Genomic DNA, 20,703 nt, shown 5'->3' with positions numbered 1-20,703 from the left:
GGCACCGCGTCCTTCGCCCCTCGACTCGGAGACGAATGCGCCGCTCGAAACATCAGTGGAAATAGAGGGATAAAGGTGCAATTCCTGCATATCTGCACAGCCATCGCTTCAGTTTCGCGCACAAGATCAACATGTTGCGTTACAGTCGCTCAAGTGTCCGTGAGCACGCTTATGATATGCGGTGCTCAAGAAGGAGTGATGGCCTTCCCGTAGCGGCATGAATTTCTTCCATTTTTCGCTTGAAAACGACGTCAAGTGCGCCACGCGCACAAAGTTTCAGGCAAAATTCAACATTTCCGTGAGGAACCAAAACATGTCATTCGCATTGGGTGGGCAAAGCAGCCACCCAATTCAAGGTTGCGCCGGTTTGGGCTGGACACCCCAGGGAGATTGTAAATGGCACTCGATGGTATGACCGATGAAACCCTGCCACGCCAAGCAATGCGGGCAGAGTTCCTGGATGCAGAAACCGAAGCAGAACTGGCGCGAGCGTGGCGCGATAATAGGGACGAACAAGCACTGCACCGGCTTGTGACGGCCTATATGCGCCTCGCGATCTCGATGGCCTCGAAGTTCCGCCGCTATGGCGCGCCCATGAACGATCTGATCCAGGAAGCCTCACTTGGTCTGATGAAAGCCGCTGACAAGTTCGACCCGGAACGCGGTGTGCGGTTCTCGACTTACGCGGTGTGGTGGATAAAAGCCTCGATCCAGGAATTCGTGATGCGCAACTGGTCGATGGTGCGCACCGGGTCGACCTCCTCGCAAAAGGCGCTGTTCTTCAACATGCGCCGCGTTCAGGCCCAGCTGACCCGCGAAGCGCAGCAAGAGGGCGAACAGCTCGACGCGATGCAGCTGCGTCAGCGCGTGGCCGAGGTGATCGGCGTGCCGCTCTCGGATGTCGAGATGATGGAAGGCCGCCTGTCCGGGTCCGACTTCTCGCTTAATGCCACGCAGTCCAGCGAAGACGAAGGCCGCGAATGGGTCGATACGCTGGAAGATGACGGCGCGAGCCCCGAGGAAACCGTGGCCGACAGCCATGACGGTCAGACGATGAAAGTCTGGCTGGGCGAGGCGATGGGCCGTCTGACCGACCGCGAAGCCTATATCGTCCGCGAGCGTCGTCTGATCGAAGATCCGCGCACTTTGGAAAGCCTCGGTGAAGAGTTGGGGCTTTCGAAAGAGCGTATTCGTCAGCTCGAAGCGCAGGCTTTCGGCAAGATGCGCAAATCGCTTGAAACGCATCAGGGCGAGGTGCAAAGCTTCTTCGTATGAAGAAGTTTCTTGCCGCGCTCTGCCTGCTGTCTCTGACCGGTCCCGCCTTTGGCGCCGAAATATCGCCCGCCCAGCTGGATACGCTGTCGGGCGATATTGTCGTTCTGGGCGAGATACACGACAACCCGACCCATCACCTCAATCAGGCGCGCGCGATCAAGGCGCTGGAGCCCGCCGCCGTGGTGTTCGAGCAATTGACGCCCGAGCAGGCGGCGAAGATCACGCCGGCGCTTTTGAAGGATGAGGGCGCGCTGGAAAAAGCTCTGGACTGGGACAATTCGGGCTGGCCCGATTTCGCGATCTACTATCCGATTTTCGCCGCTTTGGGCGATGCGAAGGTCTATGGCGCCGCGCAGCCGCGCGAGACCGTACGCGCCGCGATGACCAAGCCGCTGCCGGAGGTTTTCGGGCCGAATGCGGCACGCTACGGGCTCGACAAAGCCTATCCGGAAGACCTGCAGGCCAAGCTGGAAGCGGAGTCGCAAGAGGATCATTGCAACGCGCTGCCGCCCGATCTGCTGCCCGGCATGGTCGCGGCGCAACGCTTCCGCGATGCGGTCTTCGCGCGGGTGGCGCTCGAGGCGCTGAAGGAGACCGGCGGGCCGGTCGCGGTCATCACCGGATCTGGCCATGCGAAGACCGACCTCGCCGTTCCCGCGCTTCTGCGCAAGGCGGACCCGCAGGCGAAGGTCGTGGCGATCGGTCAGATCGAGGCGGAGCCGGGCACCGATCCCGGCACGCAGCCCTTTGACGACTGGATCATCACGCCGCCGACCGAACGCGCCGATCCCTGCGCCGCGTTCAAGTGATCCTTGCGCCAATGCGCCCCGGCGCTTAGACCATCTGAGAGAGTTTCACGGAGAGGCAAATGCTTGCGGGCAAACGCATCCTGTTGATCATCGGCGGCGGTATCGCGGCCTTCAAGGCGCCCGAGCTGATCCGTCTGCTGCGCGGGGCAGGGGCCTCGGTGAGCCCGGTCCTGACCAAGGCCGGGGCCGAGTTCGTCACGCCGCTGACCGTCTCCTCGCTTGCGGGTGAGGCGGTTCATTCCGACCTCTTCGATCTGACGCATGAATCCGAGATCGGTCATATTCAGCTGTCGCGTGCCGCCGATCTGGTAGTCGTCGTGGCCGCCACCGCCGATCTGATGGCGAAGATGGCGAACGGTCTGGCCAATGATCTCGCCTCGACCCTGCTGCTTGCGACCGACAAGCGCGTGTTGATCGCGCCCGCGATGAATGTGCGGATGTGGGAGCACCCCGCAACGCAGCGCAATATCACGACGCTCAAATCCGATGGCGTGATCTTCGCAGGCCCGACCGAGGGCGACATGGCCTGTGGCGAGTTCGGCGAGGGCCGGATGATCGAACCCGAGGCGATCCTTGCTGCGATCGATACCGCGCTGTCGGACGGTCCGCTGAAGGGCCGCCATATCCTCGTGACGTCTGGGCCCACCCATGAGCCGATCGACCCGGTGCGCTATATCGCGAACCGCTCGTCGGGCGCACAGGGCACGGCGATTGCCGGGGCGCTGCGGGACCTCGGCGCGACTGTCACCTTCGTCACCGGTCCTGCGACGGTTGCGCCGCCTGCGGGCGTGCGGGTGGTCAAGGTCGAGACCGCGCGCGAGATGCTGGACGCGGTGCAGACCGCGCTGCCCGTCGAGGCAGCGATCTTCGCGGCCGCCGTGGCCGATTGGCGCGTGGCGAACGCGGCCGAACGGAAGATGAAGAAGGACGGCACCGGCGCGCCGCCCGCGCTCGAATTCGCCGAGAACCCCGACATCCTCGCCACCGTCTCGAAGATGGGCGAAGGGCGACCGGGCCTCGTGGTGGGCTTCGCCGCCGAGACCCACGATGTCGCGCGGTTTGCGGCCGACAAACGCGCGCGCAAGGGCTGCGACTGGATCGTCGCGAATGACGTGAGCCCTGCGACCGGGATCATGGGCGGGACCGAGAATGCGGTGACGATCATCGACGAGACCGGCGCGGAAAGCTGGGACCGGATGGGCAAGCAAGAGGTCGCGCGGCGGTTGGCTGCGCGCATCGCAGAAAGCTTGGGCGCGGCTGGCGCCTGAGGGACGCTCCGCGGGGGATATTTATGCCAAGCCGAAACGAAGCGCGCCTCTTTCGGCTTGGTCCAAATATCCCCGCCGGAGGCATCCGCATTTGACGCCCGCGCGACATCGGGCAGGAGAGAGACACGTGAGCACACCGATCATCAAGGTTCTGCGCGAGGATTGGGCCGATCCCGAGATCGCGCTGCCGCGCTACGAGACCCACGGCGCCGCCGGGGCGGATCTGCGCGCCAATCTCGCCCCCGAGAATCGCGCGGGCGGGATCACACTCGCGCCGATGCAGCGTGCCATCATTCCGACCGGGCTGCGCGTTGAGATCCCCAAAGGGTTCGAGATGCAGATCCGGCCGCGCTCGGGGCTGGCGCTGAAACACGGGATCAGCCTGCCTAACACGCCCGGCACGATCGACGCCGATTATCGCGGGCCGCTGGGTGTGCTGCTGATCAATCTCGGCACTGAGGCTTACCTGATCGAGCATGGCGCCCGCATCGCGCAGGCGATCGTCGCCCCGGTGGTGCAGGCGCGCTTCGAGGTTACGGACGCTCTGGGCGACACGGCACGCGGCGCGGGCGGGTTCGGCTCGACCGGCAAGGGCTGAGCGATGCTCGGACTGGTTCTGATGGCGGCGATCGTGGGGCTCGGGCTGGTGCTCAAGGCCTCCGCGCGTGCGATCTTCGGGATGCTCGTGCTGATCTGGGCGGCGCTGGTGATCGCGCATCTTCCCATCCCCGGGTTTGGTCCGCTCGGGCGCGTTCTGGGCGGCTCGCTTGCGGGCTGGATCGGCTTGGGTGTGGTGGTCGTACTGGTGCTGATCTATCGCCGGATGCTCGGGGCGATCAGGGCGAAAGCCGAGGCGAAGGAGCCCGAGGCGCCCGCGCCCAAACCGGGCAGCTTTTCCGAGGCCGAACTGGATCGCTATGCGCGCCACATCATGCTGCGCGAGATCGGCGGGCCGGGGCAGAAGCGGCTCAAGCAGGCTAAGGTTCTGGTGGTTGGGGCCGGGGGGCTGGGTTCGCCCGCGCTTTTGTATCTCGCCGCGGCTGGGGTGGGGCGGATCGGGGTCGTGGATGACGATATCGTCTCGAATTCCAACCTGCAGCGGCAGGTGATCCATCGCGATGCCGATCTCGGGATGCCCAAGGTCTTCTCCGCGCAAAAGGCGATGCTGGCGCTCAACCCGCATATCGAGGTGCTGCCCTATAACCGTCGCCTGAGCGCCGAGGATGCCGAAGGGCTGGTCGCCGAATATGACCTCGTTCTCGACGGGACTGACAATTTCGACACGCGCTATCTGGTGAACGCGGCCTGCGTGGCGACCGGCACGCCGCTGATTTCCGGCGCGATCACGCAATGGGAAGGGCAGCTGTCGCTCTACGATCCGGCGAAGGGTGCGCCCTGCTATGCCTGCGTCTTCCCCAAAGCGCCAGCCGCCGGGCTCGCGCCGAGCTGTGCCGAGGCAGGCGTGGTGGGCGCGTTGCCGGGCGTGGTGGGTTCGATGATGGCGACCGAGGCGATCAAGGAGATCACTGGCGCGGGCCAATCGGCGCGCGGGCGGCTGATGATCTATGACGCGCTTTGGGGCGAGAGCCGTCAGTTCGGCGTCAAACGGCGCGCCGATTGCGCGGTTTGCGGAGAAGTTCACGGGGCAGGGGATGGTCAATCCTGAGCACGCGCCCTAGCTTGCGATGCAAAGGAGACCCGCCATGACCAACCCGCTTCTCACCGACTGGACCGGCCCCTACAAACTGCCGCCCTTCACTGAGATTTCCGACGCCGATTTTGCGCCTGCGTTCGACGCGGCGCTGACCGAGGCGCGTGCCAATATCGCGGCGATCGCAGATAGCGCCGACGCCCCGACATTCGCCAATACGATCGAGGCGATGGAGCTGGCGGAAGAGGCGCTCGAGAAGGTCGCGGGCGTGTTCTACAACCTCGCCGGTGCCGATGCGACGCCAGCACGGCAGGAGCTGATGCGCGATCTGGCGCCGAAGCTCGCGGCGTTTTCCTCCGAGATCACGATGAACACCGCGCTGTTCGCCCGGATCGACCAGCTTTGGCAGAGCCGCGAAAGCCTCGGGCTTGGCCCGGAGCAGGCGCGGCTTCTGGAGCAGTATTACCAGATGTTCACCCGGTCGGGCGCGGCGCTGGAAGGGGAGGCGGCCGAACGGATGCGCGAGATCAAGCAGCGCTTCGCCTCGATCACCACGCAGTTCAGTCAGAACCTGCTGGCCGACGAGAGCGGCTGGTTCCGCCCGCTGGCCGAGGATGAGCTGGAAGGTTTGCCTGACTTCGTGATCGACACCGCCCGCGCGGCGGGCAAGGAGCGCGGGCAGGACGGCCCGGTGCTGACGCTCTCGCGCTCGCTGATCGTGCCTTTCCTGCAATTCTCGCCCAATCGCGAATTGCGGCGCATCGCCTATGAAGCCTGGACGTCGCGCGGGGCAAACGGGGGCGAGACCGACAATCGCGAGATCGCCGCCGAGGTGCTGAAGCTGCGCGAGGAGCGCGCGAAGCTTCTGGGGTACGAGAGCTTCGCAGCCTTCAAGCTGGAGCCCGAGATGGCCAAGACGCCCGAGGCCGTGCGCGGCCTTCTGATGCGGGTCTGGGAGCCTGCGAAGGCTGCTGCCGAGGCTGATGCCGCGAAGCTGGCCGAGATGATGCATGCCGACGGAATCAACGGTGATCTGGAGCCGTGGGACTGGCGCTACTATGCCGAGAAGCGCCGCGTGGCAGAGCATGATTTCGACGAGGGGCAGATCAAGCCCTATCTCTCGCTCGACGCGATGATCGGCGCGGCTTTCGATACGGCGAACCGGCTCTTCGGGCTGGAGTTCAAGGAGATCGACGGGCCGTTCTATCACCCCGACGTGCGCGGCTGGGAGGTCTCGCGCGGGGGAGACGTGCTGGCCGTGTTCCTGGGCGATTATTTCGCGCGCGGTTCGAAACGCTCTGGCGCGTGGTGCTCGGCGATGCGCTCGCAGCGCAAGCTCGGCGGCGCGCCAGTGCCGATCGTGGTCAACGTGTGCAACTTCGCGAAGGGCGATCCGGCGCTGCTCAGCCATGACGACGCGCGCACGCTGTTCCATGAATTCGGCCATGCGCTGCACCAGATGCTGTCGGATGTGACCTATCAGTTCCTCTCCGGCACCTCGGTCGCGCGCGATTTCGTGGAGCTGCCGAGCCAGTTGTACGAGCATTGGCTCGACGTGCCCGAGACGTTGGAAAAGCACGCGCGCCATTACAAGACCGGCGAGCCGATGCCGATGGAGCTGCGCGAGAAGCTGAAAGGGGCTGCCACCTTCGATCAGGGCTTCTCGACGGTGGAATATCTCGGCTCGGCGCTGGTCGATCTGGCTTTCCACGAGGGTGCGGCCCCCAAAGACCCGATGGCGAAACAGGCCGAGGTGCTGCGCGAGATCGGCATGCCGCATGCGATCCGGATGCGCCACGCGACGCCGCATTTCGCCCATGTCTTCTCGGGCGACGGCTACTCGTCTGGCTATTACAGCTACATGTGGTCCGAGGTGATGGATGCCGATGCGTTCGAGGCTTTCGAGGAAGCAGGCGACGTGTTCGACCCGGAAACGGCGGCGAAGCTCGAACGCTTCGTGCTGTCCGCAGGCAATTCGCGGCCGCCAGAGGAGCTTTACACCGAGTTCCGGGGCAAGATGCCGGGGGTGGAGCCGCTTCTTAAGGGCCGCGGGCTGCTTGATCCGGCCGCCTGAGCGGCTGGTGATGCCGGAGCCTCCGGCGGGGATATTTAGGGCAGTTGGAAGCAGGACGATCTGCCTTCCTCTTGGCCAAAATATCCCGGGGGGCGGCGCAAGCCGTGGGGGCAGCGCCCCCTCCGCGCTTAGCCCCGATAGACGTCCTTATGAATGATGACATCGGCCTGCGGATAGGCCTCGACGATGGCGCGTTTGAGCGCGGCGCCGATGTCATGGGCCTCTTCCAGCGTCTGATCCCCGTCGAGTTCGATATGCAGGTTCACGAAGATCTGTGCCCCTGCGGTGCGGGTCTTGAGATCGTGGAAGCCGCGCACGCCGGGCCAGTTGCGGGCGATCTTGGCGATGCCTTCGATCACGTCGTCAGGGGCCGCGCGGTCCATCAGGGCGTGCCATGCGCCAATGAAGATCTTCGCCGCGCCGGCTAGCATGATCGCGGCGGCGATCAGGGCGACGATGCTGTCCACGTCGCCCCAACCGAACGCATGTGACAGCCAGAGCGCGAGGATCGCGCCCAGTGTCGGCAGCAGATCGCCCACATAGTGCAGCCGGTCGGCGGCGACGACCTTGTTGCCGGTCTTGCGCGCCACGCGGCCCTGCCACCATATCAGGCCGAAGGTAATCCCCGCAGAGGCGACCATGACCGCGATCCCAATACCTTCGGCGGCAAGCGGGGGCGGGGTCGGGGCCAGCAGGCGCTGAACGCCGGTGATGCCGATCGTGATGCCCGCGCCCAGCACGATCAGCGCCTGACCGAGGGCTGCGAGGTCTTCGGCCGAGCTATGCCCGAAGGCGTGATCGTCATCGGCGGGCTTCGCGGCATAGAGAATCGCGAGCAGCCCCGCGCCCGAGATCAGCAGGTCCACCGCGCTGTCGGCGAGCGAGGCGCCCACGGAGAGCGCGCCGGTCTGCCACAGCGCCCAGGCCTTGATCGCAACGAGCAGTGCTGCGGTGCCGACCGAGGCCAGACCCGCCGAGGTGTTCATCCGGTGTTCGTTTTCGCTATAGGCCATCGCTGCCGTCTCTACCTTTGCGCCGATCCTCTAGCGCAGGTGAGCGTCTCAGTCACGGGTCTCGTCGGGGTCGACGCCCCAGATTTCGGTTTTCGGCAGCCAGCCATCCGCGCCCGAGCCCTCAATTTCGCACCAATCATGGGTGCAGGCGCCGAGGCCCGCGATCGCGCCGGCCTGTGCCTTGGCGGTGACTGCGGATTTCGGGTCGGGACGGGCGTGAAGCGACACCATGTCCTGCATGACGATCACGTTGCGCACGCCCGAAATCAGCGTGTAGTGAATCCAGCCGCCCTGACCTTCGTTATCCTCGACCCGCCGCCAATGGCCGAACTCTGCGGTGACTTTCAGCGGCATGCCGGGATGGGTGAAGACCCAGTCGATCCGGTGCGAGAGCGAGGGCCCGCGACGCACATTGCCCTTGGAGCCTTTGAGCGAGACATAGCGCGGGATCGGCAGGTGGGTGACCGGGCCACGGCGCTGGGGTTTCGCCAGTTGCACGTCGGGGCCGTTGGGGGCGGGCTTGGCCACAGGCTTCGCTTGCGGCTTGGTGGTCTGGCTGGTTGCAGCGGGCTGAGCGGCGGGGGCGTTCGATTTCGACTGCGCGCCCGAGGCATTGCCCGACACGCTCCAGATTGCGCCGACCAGAATCGCAATTGAGGATACCGCCGCGAGGATTTTGCTGCCCGTCATCGTCCGCCTCATATCCCGGCCCGCCCGCTGGCTGATCCGCGGGTCTGCAACATCCGGCGCGCAATAAAATTGCGCTCCCATGTCGATTTCGGCCATTACTGCTCTTGCCGGGCCTTGTGCCTGCCCGCGTTGAGGGGCAGTTTGCATCCAACCGCCCCGCGATGGAAGAGAGGAGAGGACCGAGATGCCTGCACCGCGCCTGAGTGTTGTCGTGACGCGACGCCTGCCCGAGGTCGTCGAGACCCGGATGAAGGAATTGTTCGAGGTCGAGCTCAATCACGACGATCGCAAGATGAGCCGGGAGGAGCTGGTCGAGGCGATGAAACGCGCCGATGTCCTCGTGCCCTGCGTGACCGACCGGATCGACGCGTCGATGATCTCGCAGGCGGGCGAGCGTCTGAAACTGATCGCGAATTACGGCGCCGGGGTCGATCACATTGACGTTTCCTCGGCGCGTCAGCGTGGGGTGCTGGTGTCGAACACGCCGGGCGTCGTCACCGATGACACGGCGGATATGACCATCGCGCTGATGCTCGCGGTGACGCGGCGCATTCCCGAGGGGCTCGCGCATATGCAGGCGGGCAATTGGGAGGGCTGGGCGCCCACCGCCTTCATGGGCCATCGCATCGGCGGCAAGCGGCTGGGCATTCTCGGCATGGGCCGGATCGGTCAGGCGGTGGCGCGGCGCGCCAAGGCCTTCGGGATGCAGATCCACTATCACAACCGCACCAAGGTTCACCCCGATATCGAGGAGGAGCTGGAGGCGACCTACTGGGACAGTCTCGACCAGATGGTGAGCCGGATGGACGTGATCTCGGTGAACTGCCCGCATACGCCGTCGACCTTCCATCTGCTCAATGCGCGGCGGCTGAAGATGCTCAAGCCCGAGGCGGTGATCGTGAATACCTCGCGGGGCGAGGTGATCGACGAGAACGCGCTGACACGGGCGTTGCGCGCGGGCGAGCTGGCCGGGGCCGGTCTCGACGTGTTCGAGCATGGCGCGGAGGTCAATCCGCGGCTGCGCGAGCTGTCGAACGTGGTGCTGCTGCCGCATATGGGCTCGGCCACCGTCGAGGGGCGCGTGGAGATGGGCGAGAAGGTTCTGGTCAACATCAAGACCTTCGCCGACGGGCACCGCCCGCCGGATCTGGTCGTGCCGTCGATGACCTGATCCGCGCGAAACTGTTTTGAGGCCCCGGTGAGATCCGGGGCCTTTTCATTTGGGCTTCGGTTGAGTCGGTCCAGCAATGACGAAAGGCCCCGGGACACGCCCGGGGCCTTCGCTGGGAGCAGGGGCAGCCCCCGGCTCTCCGTCACATCATCCGAAGATTACTTCGCTTCGTATTTCGGAAGCTTCTTCAGTTGCTCTTCGGTCAGACCGGTATGCACGGTGATCGAGGTGTCGTTCTGCAGAACGGTCAGCTCGCTCGCCTTGATTTCGACCGGCTTGGCGCCAATGCCGAGGAAGCCACCCACGTCGATCACGACGCCCGAGACTTTACCGTCATTGCCCTGAACCAGCTCGGACACGTCGCCGACCTTGTCGTCGTTCGGGCCATAGACGCCTTCACCACGCAGCGTGTCGGGAGCGACCGAAGCGATATCGACCTTCTGGCCGTCTTCCTGGTCAGCTTGACCCATGGTGCCCACGGCAGCGGCAGTGCTGTCGACAGCGTCGTCGATCGCGTTGCCGGTCTCGTTCGCGGCTTCCTTGGTCGCTTCGCCAGCGTTGTCAGCAGCGTTCTCGACGGCTTGGCCAGTCGCGTTTGCAGCTTCCTTGGTGTTCTGAGCGGCGTCTTTCGCCATCTCTTCGGTCTTGTCGCCAGCGTTGTTCATCGCCTGCTCGGTTTCCTGCGCGGCGTTCTGAGCGGCGTCGGCAGTGTTCTCGGCGGCGTTGTCCATCGCTTCGCCTGCGTTATCGGCAGCCTGAGCGGTCTTGTCGGCAGCTTCGTTCGCAGCGGCGCCTGCAGCAGCGGCGGTCGCGGTAGCAGCGGCTTCGGCGTTGTCGCCAGCCTCATCCATCTTCTGCGACGCATCGGCGTTCTGCATGTCTTCGCCGTTGCCGTTCATGTCGCCATTGGCGTCCGCGCTGAACGCGGTCTGCATTTCGGCGTCATATTTCGGCGCTTGGTCCAGCTGGTCCTTGCTGCCCTGAGCGACGACGAAATAGGAATTGTCGGTGTCGCCATCGGGGATCAGGTTGAGCGAATCCATCGAGATCGCGACGGTTTTCTCGCCAATGCCGAGGAAACCACCCACGTCGACGAGGACGGCATCAACTTCGCCGTTGGTGCCGATCACGACGTCGCTGACTTCGCCAACGTCATCCCAGCTGTCCTGCGCTTCGTTGATCGCGGTCTTCGCGTCGACCTTGTCCTTCGAGATGTAAACGCGCTTGCCCATGAGGCCCGAGGCGTTGAAGGAATCCGGAATCGACTTCATGAACATGTCGCCCGACATGTTGGCCGAAGCGTTCGCGTTGGCTTCAGCCGTCGCGTTTGCATTTGCTTTGTCTTCGGCATGTGCGGGCAGGGCAAGCATCAGGCCGATGGCGGTAGTGGTGATGAGCTTTTTCATATCTCGTCTCCCTTTCGTTTTAAGTGAGGCGCGTCGGTCCCGGTTTCCGGTTTCCCCGGCCTCTGATGGTCTGAGAACTGGTGAAACGGCGCACAGTTCCTGTGCAAATAGGGGAAAAATTTTTACAAATCGTGGGAACCAAACACGGATTCGCGACTCGCCTCACGGAAGCGTCATCACCGGGTTTGCGCGCATCCAATGGGGCTTGAGCTTTCATAAACGGGCCCCACCGAGCAGGCGCCGCGCCCCCGAAGCGCCGCGCGTGCGCTTTTGTCGTTTTTGTCGCGCGAATGTCGCCCGGATCGGATTGCGTTTGCGAATATGAGGGTCAATCTGCCCCTACGTCCGTATCGGCAAGGAGGCCCCGCGATGAAATCCCATGTGAAAGCTTTGGTCGTCGGTGGCGGCGCAGTCGGGTGCGGTGTCGCCTACCATCTTGCCAAGGCAGGCTGGGACACGCTGCTCATCGAGCGCGACGAGCTGACCTCGGGCTCGACCTGGCACGCGGCGGGTCTGCTGCCGCTCTTCAACATGAGCTACGCGACGACCCACATCCATAAATACTCGGTCGATTTCTACAAGACGCTGGAAGCCGAGACCGGGCTGAACGCGGGCTTCGCGATCGTGGGCAACCTGCGCATGGCGCAGACGCAAGAGCGGATGGACGAATACAAGCTTTATTCCTCCGTCGCCGAGACCGCGGATGTCTATCACGAGTTCCTGACGCCCGCGCAGATGAAGGAGCGCTGGCCGCTCCTGAACACCGAAGACCTCAAAGGCGCGCTGTTCCACCCGCAGGACGGCTATATCAACCCCGCCGACGTGACGCAGGCGATGGCCAAGGGCGCGCGTCAGCACGGCGCCGAGATCGCGCGCAAGCTGCAGGTCAACGCCTATCGCTGGACCGGCTCGGAATGGGTCGTGACGCTTGAGAAGATGGTCGAGAAGGGCGGCAACCTCGTCGGCTCCGGCGAAGAGATCGAAATCCGCGCCGAACACGTCGTGACCTGCACCGGCAACCACGCGCAGCGCACCGCGCGCCTGCTGGGCATCAAGATTCCCGCGATCCCGGTCGAACACCAGTTCATCGTCACCGACGCCGACCCGGCGCTGGTCAAATGGCGCGCCGAGGGTAACCCCGAGCACCCGGTGCTGCGCGATGCCGATGCGAAATGGTATGTCCGCGAGGAACGCGGCGGCTGGATCCTCGGCCCCTACGAGCGCAACGCGCCCGCGCGCTTCCTCTATGATGTGCCGGAGACCTTCCGCGCCGATCTGTTCCAACTCGATCTGGAGCGTATCGAAGAAGAATACATGTCGATGATCCATCGCCTCCCGACCTCCGAGGAAGTCGGCCTGAAGGACGATTTCAACGGCCCGATCTGCTACACGCCCGATGGCAACCCGCTGGTCGGCCCCGCGCCGGGCCTGCGCAACATGTGGCTGGCGGAAGGCTTCTCCTTCGGCATCACGGCTGCGGGCGGCACCGGCTATTACCTCGCGCAGATGATGGTCGAAGGCGAAGCCGAAATCGACATGGCCTCGCTCGATCCCAAGCGCTACGGCTCGTGGATGACCACCGAATACGCGGCGCGCAAGAACGAAGAGGCCTACGAGCACGTCTTCATCCTGCACCACCCCGATGAAGAGCGCGAAGCCTGCCGTCCGCTGCGCACCGCCCCCGCCTATGATCGCCAGATCGCGGCAGGCGCGCAGATGGGCCAGACCAACGGCTGGGAACGCCCGAACTATTACGGCCCCAAGGATGCGCCCTCGAGCTTCGACCACGACAGCCGATCGTTCCGGCGCGGCGAATGGTGGCAATATGCCAAGGCCGAGGCCGAGGCGCTGCGCGACACCGCCGGTCTGATCGACGCCTCCGCCTTCACCAAACATATGGTGCGTGGCCCCGGCGCGACCGCCTTCCTCGATGCCTTCACCTGCAACAAGCTGCCGAAAGTGGGCCGGATCAACCTGACCTACGCGCTGACCGAAGCCGGCACGACCCGCACCGAATACACGATCGTGCGTCTGGCCGAGGACGAGTACTACCTGATCTCGGCGGGCGCCTGGACCGATTACGACGGCGACTTCCTGCGCAAGTCGATCGAGGATTTCCGCGCCGCGGGCGGCGATTATGTCGATTGCCACGACGTGACCACGCAATGGGGCGTCTTCGCGCTGGCAGGCCCCAATGCCCGCAAGATCCTGCAGGAGGTGGTCAAGGACGCCTATCCGGAGACGGTGCTGTCGAACAAGCGCTTCCCGTGGCTCTCGATGCGCAATATCGAGCTGGGCATGTGCCCGGTCCGTGCCGTGCGCGTGGCCTATACGGGCGAGCTGGGCTGGGAACTGCATCACCCCGTCGAATTCGGCCGCTACCTCTGGGATCTGCTGGTCGAGGCGGGCGAGAAGCACGGCATGAAGCTCGTCGGCGCACGCGCCCAGAACTGGCTGCGTCAGGAGAAGAGCTACCGCGCCTTCGGCAATGAGCTGGGCCGCGATGCGACCCCGCAGGAAGCAGGTCTCGACCGCTTCATCGACCTCGAGAAGGAGTTCACCGGCAAGCAGGCGATGCTCGACACCGGCATCCGCTCGAAATGCGTGACGCTTCTGATCGACGGGCCGGACGATGCCGATCCCTGGGGCAAGGAAGTCATCAAACAGGGTGGCGAGCGTGTCGGGCGTCTGACCTCGGGCGGCTGGTCGGTGGCCTTCGGCAAGCAGATCGGAATGGGCTATGTGCGCCCCAATCTGGCCGAGCCGGGCACAAAGCTGAGCGTGCGCATCCTCGGGGCCGATTACCCGGCGGAAGTGGCCGAGGACAGCCCGCACGATCCGAGCAACGCGCGAATCCGCGTCGACGGCTGAGCCTGTCTATCGATTGAGACCGCAGAAGGGGGGCGCTGCCCCCCTTTTCGCTGCGCGAATTCACCCCCCGGGATATTCGCGCCAAGGCGAAGGGGGAAACTCTGCGGTCTTCGCCTTGGTGAAAATATCCCGGGGGAGGCGCGCGTTCCGCGCCGGGGGCGGAGCCCCCTCAACTTTGGTCACATCACGCAGCGCCATCCCTTTGGGTTGACGCAGGTCAAGGATTTCGCCCGCGCCCCGTGTCACGCCGCGAGGGACGAAATGCGAAGGAGACCTGCGATGAGCTACAAGGCGAAAATCGACGAGATGCGCAACGAGCTGCGCGTAATGAACAAGACGATCCCCGACGCTGTCGGCGGTTTTGGCGTGCTGTCGAAAGCGGTGAAGGAGAACGGGCCGCTCGATGTGAAGACCAAGGAATTCATCGCGCTCGGCATGGCGGTCGTGCTGCGTTGCGAGCCCTGCATCATGTTCCATGTCGAGGCGCTGATGAAGGCGGGCGGCACGCGCGAGGAGCTGGGCGACGTGCTGGCCATGGCGATCCAGATGGGCGGTGGCCCGGGTGTGATGTATGCCGGTCACGCGCTGGGCTGCTGGGACGAGTTGGCCGCTGCGAAAGGCTGAGCGGCCCCGCTCTGCGACATGTTGTCAGGCCCGCGCCGGAAAGGCGCGGGCCGTTTCGTTTCATTCACGACAAATCTCATGAAGGACAGACAGATGAAACGCTTTGCTCCTCTCGCCGCGCCGCTTGCCGCGGCACTACTGCTCGGTGCGGCTCCGGGTTTCGCGCAAACCGCCCCGGTGCCGGGGCAGGAATTCCTCGTGCAATGGGATCTCGATGGCGATGGCGGCGTCACGCTGTCAGAAGCCCGCGAGCGGCGCGGCGACATTTTCACGATGTTCGACGCGAACGAGGATGACACTTACTCCGTCGCGGAGATCGCGATGATCGACGAGCATAAGGAGATGGAGCGCGAGGCTGGCAAAGGTCCGGGGCATCAGATGCCCGAGGGCATGGGGCAGGGGCCCGGCAAGCGACAGGGTCAGGGCCGCAACGCGATGCGCGCGGGCCACGATATCCCGACCGCCGAGGGGCTGCGGGCCTTCGATGCGAATGGCGACGGGGTGATCTCGCGCGCGGAATTTGTGGGTGGCACCGATCAGTGGTTCGCGATGCGCGATCGCAACGGTGATGGCGTGCTGACCAAGGCTGATTTCGGCCCCCGGAGCTGAGCGACCCCTCTTAGGCGAAGCCTCGCCGATGTCAAAAGACGCCCGCCTGTCAGCGATGACAGGCGGGCGTTTGCATGAGAGGCTGGGAAAAAATCACGGGGGAGTGAGCATGGGGATTTCACGCAGGTTCTTCGTCTCGGGCGCAGCCTTGACCTTGGCGGGCTGCGGCGGCGCGCCCAGCGGCAAGCAGGCCAAACTGATGCGTCCGGCAGTGTTGTCGGCCTCGAACTACCGGGCGAGCGGCATTCCCGCGCGCTTCGGCGATACCGACCCGCATGATTGGGAAGGTCTGGCGCCGGCGCGGTTGCCGGTCCACGGGATCGACGCGGCGCGCTATCAGGGCGAGATCGACTGGCGCCGGGCGCGCGCGGCGGGGGTGTCCTTCGCGTGGCTCAAGGCGACCGAAGGGGGCGATCACTCCGATCCGGGTTTCCACATCAACGCGACCCGCGCGCGGGCGGCGGGCGTGCCGGTCGGGGCCTATCACTTCTATTACTTCTGCCGCTCCCCCGAAGAGCAGGCCGATTGGTATATCCGCAACGTGCCGCGCCGCCGGGGCGATCTGCCGCCGGTGCTGGATATCGAGTGGAACCACACCTCGCGCACCTGCCAGCGTCGTCCTGCGGCCCATGTCACCCGCGCCGAGATGCACCGCTTCCTCGCGGCCCTGACGCGGCATTACGGCACGCGCCCGGTGATCTACACGACGATCGATTTCTGGCGGGACAACGACCTGTCGCGCTTCTCGGGCTATGAGATGTGGCTGCGCTCGGTCACCGCGCACCCGATGGAGCGCTACCCCGGCGCCGATTGGAGCTTTTGGCAGTATAGCGGCACGGGTGTCGTGCCGGGCGTGCCGGGGAACGTGGACATGAACGCCTTCGCGGGCTCTCCGGCCGCGTGGCAAAGCTGGCTCGCGCGGCGGGCGCAGCGGGCGTGAGCATAAAAAAAGGCGGCCCCGAAAGGCCGCCTTTCCCCTGCAAGCGCGTCGCGGTCAGAGACCGGGGATGACGCGGATCAGATCGCGCTGCTTGAACGTGGTGCGCCGCTGCGGACCGAAGGCGAAGGTCGCGCCGACCGAGACGTAGTTGCTCGACCCCAGTTCGTCGCCATCGGCATGGCCGAAATCGCCGCTCAGCGTCACATTGCCGAGCTTGTAGTCGACGCCGATCTGCGTGCGGTTCGCGTCGAAGCTCTCGAGGTCGATATGGTCATAGCCCGCAGTCACGCCGAACACGTCGTTGACTGCATAGCGGCCCGACAGGCCGAACAGGTTGCCACTGACGCCGTCTTCCTTGGCGTGCGAGACATAGGCTTCGCCGCCGAACTGGCCGTAGGAATGGCCCGCTTCGAGGCCATAGTAATCCATCCCTGCGCCTTCGGCGTGGTCGTGGCCCGCAAAGGCGCCGAAGGAGGTGGCTGGACCGGCGTGGTAGATCGCGTGAAGTGCGACGTTGTTGGCGTCGGTGTCGCTTGCGCCGAAACTCGCGAAGGCCAGATCGCCTTGCAGCGAGAATTGCCGGTTGAACCCGACTTCGAGCGAGCCGGTGGCCGAGGTCTTGTCGAGATCGCCGTCATCGGTGAATTGCGAAAAGCCGATGCCGACGGTGCCGCCGGTGATTTCAGCCGCGCTGGAAATCTGGGGGAGTGCCGCGAAAAGGACCGCGGCTGCGAAAACGCATTTGTTCATAACTTGCCTCATGAAATTGTTTTTAGGCTTTAGCCATGCGTGAGCCACCGAGGCGCAGCAAGATCACCCCCGGGTTGAAAAAGAAACTCGCGGAAACCGTGTTCCGCGAGTCACATCATTTCTCTAATTGTATCCGTCGCTTATTGCAGCGAACGCACGCTCACTTCGCCCTCTTTGCGGCTCTTGATCGCCGAGACGGCGGCGATGGAGGCGGCGGCGGTGGTGAAATAGGGGATCTTGTCATAGAGCGCGACCGCGCGGATGTCGCGGCTGTCCGAGATCGCCTGGCTGCCGTCGGTGGTGTTGAAGACGAGGTCGATTTCGTCATTCTTCAGCCGGTCGACGATGTTCGGGCGGCCCTCATAGACCTTCAGAACCTTCTCGCTTTCCACGCCATGCTCGGCGAGCCATGCGGCGGTGCCGCCGGTCGCGACGATGGTGAAGCCCATCGAGACCAGCGAGGCGGCGGCTTCGGCCAGATCGTCGGTCTTGTTGGAGTCCTTGATCGAGAAGAACACGCGGCCGCTTTCGGGCAGCACGGTGCCCGCGCCGAGCTGGGCTTTCCAGAAGGCCGAAGGGAAGTCGCGATCCCAGCCCATCACCTCGCCGGTGGAGCGCATTTCCGGGCCGAGCAGCGTGTCGACACCCGGGAAGCGGGCGAAGGGCAGCACGGCTTCCTTGACCGAGAACCACGGCGTTTGCGGATCGGCCAGAGTCAGCGGATCGGCGAAGGGCAGCGGCGTGTCGGGGCCGACGCCTTCGGGGTAGGGCGGGCGTGCCGGGAAGGCCGACAGCTTCTCGCCCGCCATCAGGCGCGCTGCGATCGACGCGATGGCCGAGTCGGTGGCTTTCGCGACGAAGGGCACGGTGCGCGAGGCGCGCGGGTTGACCTCGAGGACGTAGATATCGCCGTCCTTGATCGCGAACTGCACGTTCATAAGGCCGACCACGTTGAGGCCCTTGGCCATCTTCTCGGTCTGCACCTTCAGCTCGGCCACGATTTCGGGGCTCAGCGAGTAGGGCGGCAGCGAGCAGGCCGAGTCGCCCGAGTGGACGCCGGCTTCCTCGATGTGCTGCATGATGCCCGCGACATGGACGCTTTCGCCGTCGCAGAGCGCATCCACGTCGACCTCGATTGCGCCCGCCAGATAGCTGTCGAGCAGCACCGGGTTATCGCCCGAGACCACCACGGCCTCTTTGATGTAGCGCTTGAGGTGATCGAGGTCGCGCACGATCTCCATCGCGCGGCCGCCCAGCACATAGGAGGGGCGGATCACCAGCGGATAACCGACGCGGCCCGCGATCTCGAAGGCTTGCTCGTCCGAGCTTGCGATGCCGTTGACGGGCTGCTTCAGGTCCAGACGGTTGAGCAGGTCCTGGAACCGCTCGCGGTCTTCGGCGAGGTCGATCGCGTCGGGCGTGGTGCCGAGGATCGGGATGCCTTCGGCCTCCAGCGCGTTCGCGAGTTTCAGCGGCGTCTGGCCGCCGAACTGGACGATCACGCCGTGCAGCGTGCCGTTATCCTGCTCCACCCGCAGGATTTCGAGGACATGCTCCAGCGTGAGCGGCTCGAAATACAGGCGATCCGAGGTGTCGTAGTCGGTCGACACGGTCTCGGGGTTACAGTTGACCATGATGGTCTCGTAACCCGCATCGGTCAGCGCGAAACAGGCGTGACAGCAGCAATAGTCGAACTCGATCCCCTGGCCGATCCGGTTCGGACCGCCGCCGAGGATGACGACTTTCTTGTTGTCGGATGGCCGTGCCTCGCATTCGACCTCGCCCATCGCGGGGGCTTCATAGGTCGAGTACATGTAGGGCGTCTGCGCCTCGAATTCGGCGGCGCAGGTGTCGATGCGCTTGAAGACCGCGGTGACGCCGAGGTTGCGGCGGGCGCGGCGGACCTGTGCTTCGTCGCGGCCGGTGAGCGTGGCCAGACGTGCATCCGAGAAGCCCATCATCTTGAGATTGCGCAGGCCCTTCTCGTCGAGCGGCAGGCCCTTCTTGCGGATCTCGTTCTCGGCCTCGACAATTTCGCGGATCCGGGCGAGGAACCACGGGTCGAAGGAGGTCGCGTGCTGGATCTCGTCATTGCTCAGCCCGTGGCGCATCGCCTGTGCGATGAGGCGCATCCGGTCGGGCGTCTGCTGCGAGATCGCCTTGATGACGGCTGCTTTCTCGGGCGCGCCTTCGATCTCGATCTCGTCGAAGCCGCTGAGGCCGGTCTCCATCGAGGCCAGCGCTTTCTGCACGGATTCGTGGAAGGTCCGGCCGATCGCCATTGCCTCGCCCACCGATTTCATCGCGGTGGTCAGTTCGGGCTTGGAGCCTGCGAATTTCTCGAAGGCGAAGCGCGGGATCTTGGTGACGACATAGTCGATGGTCGGCTCGAACGAGGCGGGCGTGACCTTGGTGATGTCGTTGTCGAGTTCGTCCAGCGTGTAGCCAACGGCCAGCTTCGCGGCGATCTTGGCGATCGGGAAGCCGGTGGCCTTGGAAGCCAGCGCCGAGGAGCGCGACACGCGCGGGTTCATCTCGATCACGACCATGCGGCCGTCTTCGGGGTTGATCGCCCATTGCACGTTCGACCCGCCGGTCTCCACGCCGATCTCGCGCAGCACGGCGATCGAGCCGTTGCGCATGATCTGATATTCCTTGTCGGTCAGCGTCAGCGCGGGGGCGACGGTGATCGAGTCGCCGGTATGGACGCCCATCGGATCGACGTTCTCGATGGCGCAGACGATGATGGCGTTGTCGGCCTTGTCACGCACGACCTCCATCTCGAATTCTTTCCAGCCCAGCAGCGACTCGTCGACGAGGATCTGGCTCATCGGGGAGGCGTCGAGGCCCGAGCGGCAGATGCGCTCGTAATCTTCGCGGTTATAGGCGACGCCGCCGCCGGTGCCGCCCAACGTGAAGGCGGGGCGGATGATCGCGGGCAGGCCGATATGCTCCAGCTCGAGCAGCGCCTGACGCACGCCCTCGTTGACGTCATAGGTGCCGTTCTCGCGCTTGGGCGAGGACACGATGGTCGCTTTCGGGTTCTCGAGGCCGATCCGGTCCATTGCCTCGCGGAAGAGCTTCCGGTCTTCGGCCATCTCGATCGCGTCACGGTTCGCGCCGATTAGCTCGACGCCGAATTTCTCCAGCACGCCCATATCGGCCAGCGCCAGCGCGGTGTTCAGGCCGGTTTGGCCGCCCATCGTCGGCAGCACCGCGTCGGGGCGCTCGGCCTCGATGATTTTGGCGACGACTTCCGGGGTGATCGGTTCGATATAGGTGGCGTCGGCGAGCCCCGGATCGGTCATGATCGTCGCGGGGTTCGAGTTCACGAGGATGACGCGGTAGCCTTCTTCGCGAAGGGCTTTGCAGGCCTGTGCGCCCGAATAGTCGAACTCGCAGGCTTGCCCGATCACAATGGGCCCGGCGCCGATGATGAGGATTGACGTGATGTCTGTTCTCTTCGGCATGGGAATCCCCTCTGGTCACTGCGCAAATTGAGGCGCTTTATACGCAAAGGGTCAGGCGTCGCAAGAGGGTCAGGACGCGATA

Annotated in this window: 16 protein-coding genes; 11 read left to right on the top strand and 5 right to left on the bottom strand. The window is 64.7% G+C overall.

Annotated features, from left to right (window positions below; all coding sequences use genetic code 11):
• Positions 1 to 396 precede the first annotated feature (396 nt).
• From AKL02_RS16130 to AKL02_RS16105, 6 genes are all read left to right on the top strand, one after another.
• Positions 397 to 1,275: an RNA polymerase factor sigma-32 gene (locus AKL02_RS16130; protein WP_078520502.1), complete on the top strand. Its 879-nt coding sequence runs from the start codon at positions 397 to 399 to the stop codon at positions 1,273 to 1,275.
• A complete protein-coding gene (locus AKL02_RS16125) occupies positions 1,272 to 2,084 on the top strand; it encodes a ChaN family lipoprotein (protein WP_083075743.1) in 813 nt (270 codons plus the stop codon). Before AKL02_RS16130 ends, AKL02_RS16125 begins: the two co-directional genes overlap by 4 nt.
• A 59-nt stretch (positions 2,085 to 2,143) precedes the next feature.
• A complete protein-coding gene (coaBC, locus tag AKL02_RS16120; RefSeq protein WP_083075746.1) occupies positions 2,144 to 3,352 on the top strand; it encodes a bifunctional phosphopantothenoylcysteine decarboxylase/phosphopantothenate--cysteine ligase CoaBC in 1,209 nt (402 codons plus the stop codon).
• 127 nt (positions 3,353 to 3,479) lie between these two features.
• Positions 3,480 to 3,950, top strand: a complete 471-nt coding sequence (dut, locus tag AKL02_RS16115; protein ID WP_083075749.1) for a dUTP diphosphatase — start codon at positions 3,480 to 3,482, stop codon at positions 3,948 to 3,950.
• 3 nt (positions 3,951 to 3,953) lie between these two features.
• Positions 3,954 to 5,018 (top strand): HesA/MoeB/ThiF family protein, encoded by a 1,065-nt coding sequence (locus tag AKL02_RS16110; protein ID WP_083075751.1) that lies wholly within the window; start codon positions 3,954 to 3,956, stop codon positions 5,016 to 5,018.
• A gap of 37 nt (positions 5,019 to 5,055) precedes the next feature.
• Positions 5,056 to 7,077, top strand: coding sequence for a M3 family metallopeptidase (locus AKL02_RS16105; RefSeq protein WP_083075754.1), 2,022 nt, complete (start codon positions 5,056 to 5,058; stop codon positions 7,075 to 7,077).
• Positions 7,078 to 7,205: 128 nt separating this feature from the next.
• On the opposite strand, the gene AKL02_RS16100 is transcribed toward AKL02_RS16105, so the two are convergent.
• Both AKL02_RS16100 and AKL02_RS16095 read right to left on the bottom strand, forming a co-directional pair.
• Positions 7,206 to 8,090 carry a cation diffusion facilitator family transporter gene (locus tag AKL02_RS16100; protein WP_083075757.1) on the bottom strand — a complete coding sequence of 295 codons (885 nt, stop codon included), beginning with the start codon at positions 8,088 to 8,090 and terminating at the stop codon, positions 7,206 to 7,208.
• A gap of 48 nt (positions 8,091 to 8,138) precedes the next feature.
• Positions 8,139 to 8,780: an SH3 domain-containing protein gene (locus tag AKL02_RS16095; protein WP_083076181.1), complete on the bottom strand. Its 642-nt coding sequence runs from the start codon at positions 8,778 to 8,780 to the stop codon at positions 8,139 to 8,141.
• A gap of 184 nt (positions 8,781 to 8,964) precedes the next feature.
• Here AKL02_RS16095 and AKL02_RS16090 point away from each other — a divergent pair, with 184 nt between their 5' ends.
• Positions 8,965 to 9,951, top strand: coding sequence for a 2-hydroxyacid dehydrogenase (locus AKL02_RS16090; protein ID WP_078520495.1), 987 nt, complete (start codon positions 8,965 to 8,967; stop codon positions 9,949 to 9,951).
• A 158-nt stretch (positions 9,952 to 10,109) separates the two neighbouring features.
• On the opposite strand, the gene AKL02_RS16085 is transcribed toward AKL02_RS16090, so the two are convergent.
• A complete protein-coding gene (locus tag AKL02_RS16085) occupies positions 10,110 to 11,357 on the bottom strand; it encodes a PRC-barrel domain-containing protein (protein WP_078604718.1) in 1,248 nt (415 codons plus the stop codon).
• A gap of 369 nt (positions 11,358 to 11,726) precedes the next feature.
• Here AKL02_RS16085 and AKL02_RS16080 point away from each other — a divergent pair, with 369 nt between their 5' ends.
• From AKL02_RS16080 to AKL02_RS16065, 4 genes are all read left to right on the top strand, one after another.
• Entirely contained in the window at positions 11,727 to 14,228 is a 2,502-nt protein-coding gene (locus AKL02_RS16080) for a GcvT family protein (RefSeq protein WP_083075771.1), read from the top strand.
• Positions 14,229 to 14,507: 279 nt separating this feature from the next.
• Positions 14,508 to 14,852 (top strand): carboxymuconolactone decarboxylase family protein, encoded by a 345-nt coding sequence (locus tag AKL02_RS16075; protein WP_078520492.1) that lies wholly within the window; start codon positions 14,508 to 14,510, stop codon positions 14,850 to 14,852.
• Positions 14,853 to 14,945: 93 nt separating this feature from the next.
• Positions 14,946 to 15,461, top strand: coding sequence for an EF-hand domain-containing protein (locus AKL02_RS16070; RefSeq protein ID WP_165756932.1), 516 nt, complete (start codon positions 14,946 to 14,948; stop codon positions 15,459 to 15,461).
• A gap of 109 nt (positions 15,462 to 15,570) precedes the next feature.
• Positions 15,571 to 16,401, top strand: a complete 831-nt coding sequence (locus tag AKL02_RS16065) for a glycoside hydrolase family 25 protein (RefSeq protein WP_078548441.1) — start codon at positions 15,571 to 15,573, stop codon at positions 16,399 to 16,401.
• 54 nt (positions 16,402 to 16,455) lie between these two features.
• Here AKL02_RS16065 and AKL02_RS16060 read toward each other — a convergent pair whose 3' ends face one another.
• Together AKL02_RS16060 and carB are read right to left on the bottom strand one after the other, a co-directional pair.
• Complete coding sequence (locus tag AKL02_RS16060) at positions 16,456 to 17,151, bottom strand: porin (RefSeq protein ID WP_083075777.1); 696 nt, start codon at positions 17,149 to 17,151, stop codon at positions 16,456 to 16,458.
• A 140-nt stretch (positions 17,152 to 17,291) separates the two neighbouring features.
• A complete protein-coding gene (gene carB / locus AKL02_RS16055; protein ID WP_078569938.1) occupies positions 17,292 to 20,621 on the bottom strand; it encodes a carbamoyl-phosphate synthase large subunit in 3,330 nt (1,109 codons plus the stop codon).
• Positions 20,622 to 20,703: the final 82 nt, after the last annotated feature.

Source organism: Thioclava electrotropha (assembly GCF_002085925.2).
GTDB lineage: Bacteria > Pseudomonadota > Alphaproteobacteria > Rhodobacterales > Rhodobacteraceae > Thioclava > Thioclava electrotropha.
Note: the sequence above shows the minus strand (reverse complement) of the source record. Positions and strands in the feature narration are given on the sequence as shown.

Excerpts from the sequence above, each read along its gene's own strand:
- AKL02_RS16130 (WP_078520502.1), top strand. The coding sequence starts at position 397 with ATGGCACTCGATGGTATGACCGATGAAACCCTGCCACGCCAAGCAATG.
- AKL02_RS16125 (WP_083075743.1), top strand. The coding sequence starts at position 1,272 with ATGAAGAAGTTTCTTGCCGCGCTCTGCCTGCTGTCTCTGACCGGTCCC.
- coaBC (WP_083075746.1), top strand. The coding sequence starts at position 2,144 with ATGCTTGCGGGCAAACGCATCCTGTTGATCATCGGCGGCGGTATCGCG.
- AKL02_RS16110 (WP_083075751.1), top strand. The coding sequence starts at position 3,954 with ATGCTCGGACTGGTTCTGATGGCGGCGATCGTGGGGCTCGGGCTGGTG.
- AKL02_RS16105 (WP_083075754.1), top strand. The coding sequence starts at position 5,056 with ATGACCAACCCGCTTCTCACCGACTGGACCGGCCCCTACAAACTGCCG.
- AKL02_RS16100 (WP_083075757.1), bottom strand. The coding sequence starts at position 8,090 with ATGGCCTATAGCGAAAACGAACACCGGATGAACACCTCGGCGGGTCTG.
- AKL02_RS16095 (WP_083076181.1), bottom strand. The coding sequence starts at position 8,780 with ATGACGGGCAGCAAAATCCTCGCGGCGGTATCCTCAATTGCGATTCTG.
- AKL02_RS16090 (WP_078520495.1), top strand. The coding sequence starts at position 8,965 with ATGCCTGCACCGCGCCTGAGTGTTGTCGTGACGCGACGCCTGCCCGAG.
- AKL02_RS16085 (WP_078604718.1), bottom strand. The coding sequence starts at position 11,357 with ATGAAAAAGCTCATCACCACTACCGCCATCGGCCTGATGCTTGCCCTG.
- AKL02_RS16080 (WP_083075771.1), top strand. The coding sequence starts at position 11,727 with ATGAAATCCCATGTGAAAGCTTTGGTCGTCGGTGGCGGCGCAGTCGGG.
- AKL02_RS16075 (WP_078520492.1), top strand. The coding sequence starts at position 14,508 with ATGAGCTACAAGGCGAAAATCGACGAGATGCGCAACGAGCTGCGCGTA.
- AKL02_RS16070 (WP_165756932.1), top strand. The coding sequence starts at position 14,946 with ATGAAACGCTTTGCTCCTCTCGCCGCGCCGCTTGCCGCGGCACTACTG.
- AKL02_RS16065 (WP_078548441.1), top strand. The coding sequence starts at position 15,571 with ATGGGGATTTCACGCAGGTTCTTCGTCTCGGGCGCAGCCTTGACCTTG.
- AKL02_RS16060 (WP_083075777.1), bottom strand. The coding sequence starts at position 17,151 with ATGAACAAATGCGTTTTCGCAGCCGCGGTCCTTTTCGCGGCACTCCCC.
- carB (WP_078569938.1), bottom strand. The coding sequence starts at position 20,621 with ATGCCGAAGAGAACAGACATCACGTCAATCCTCATCATCGGCGCCGGG.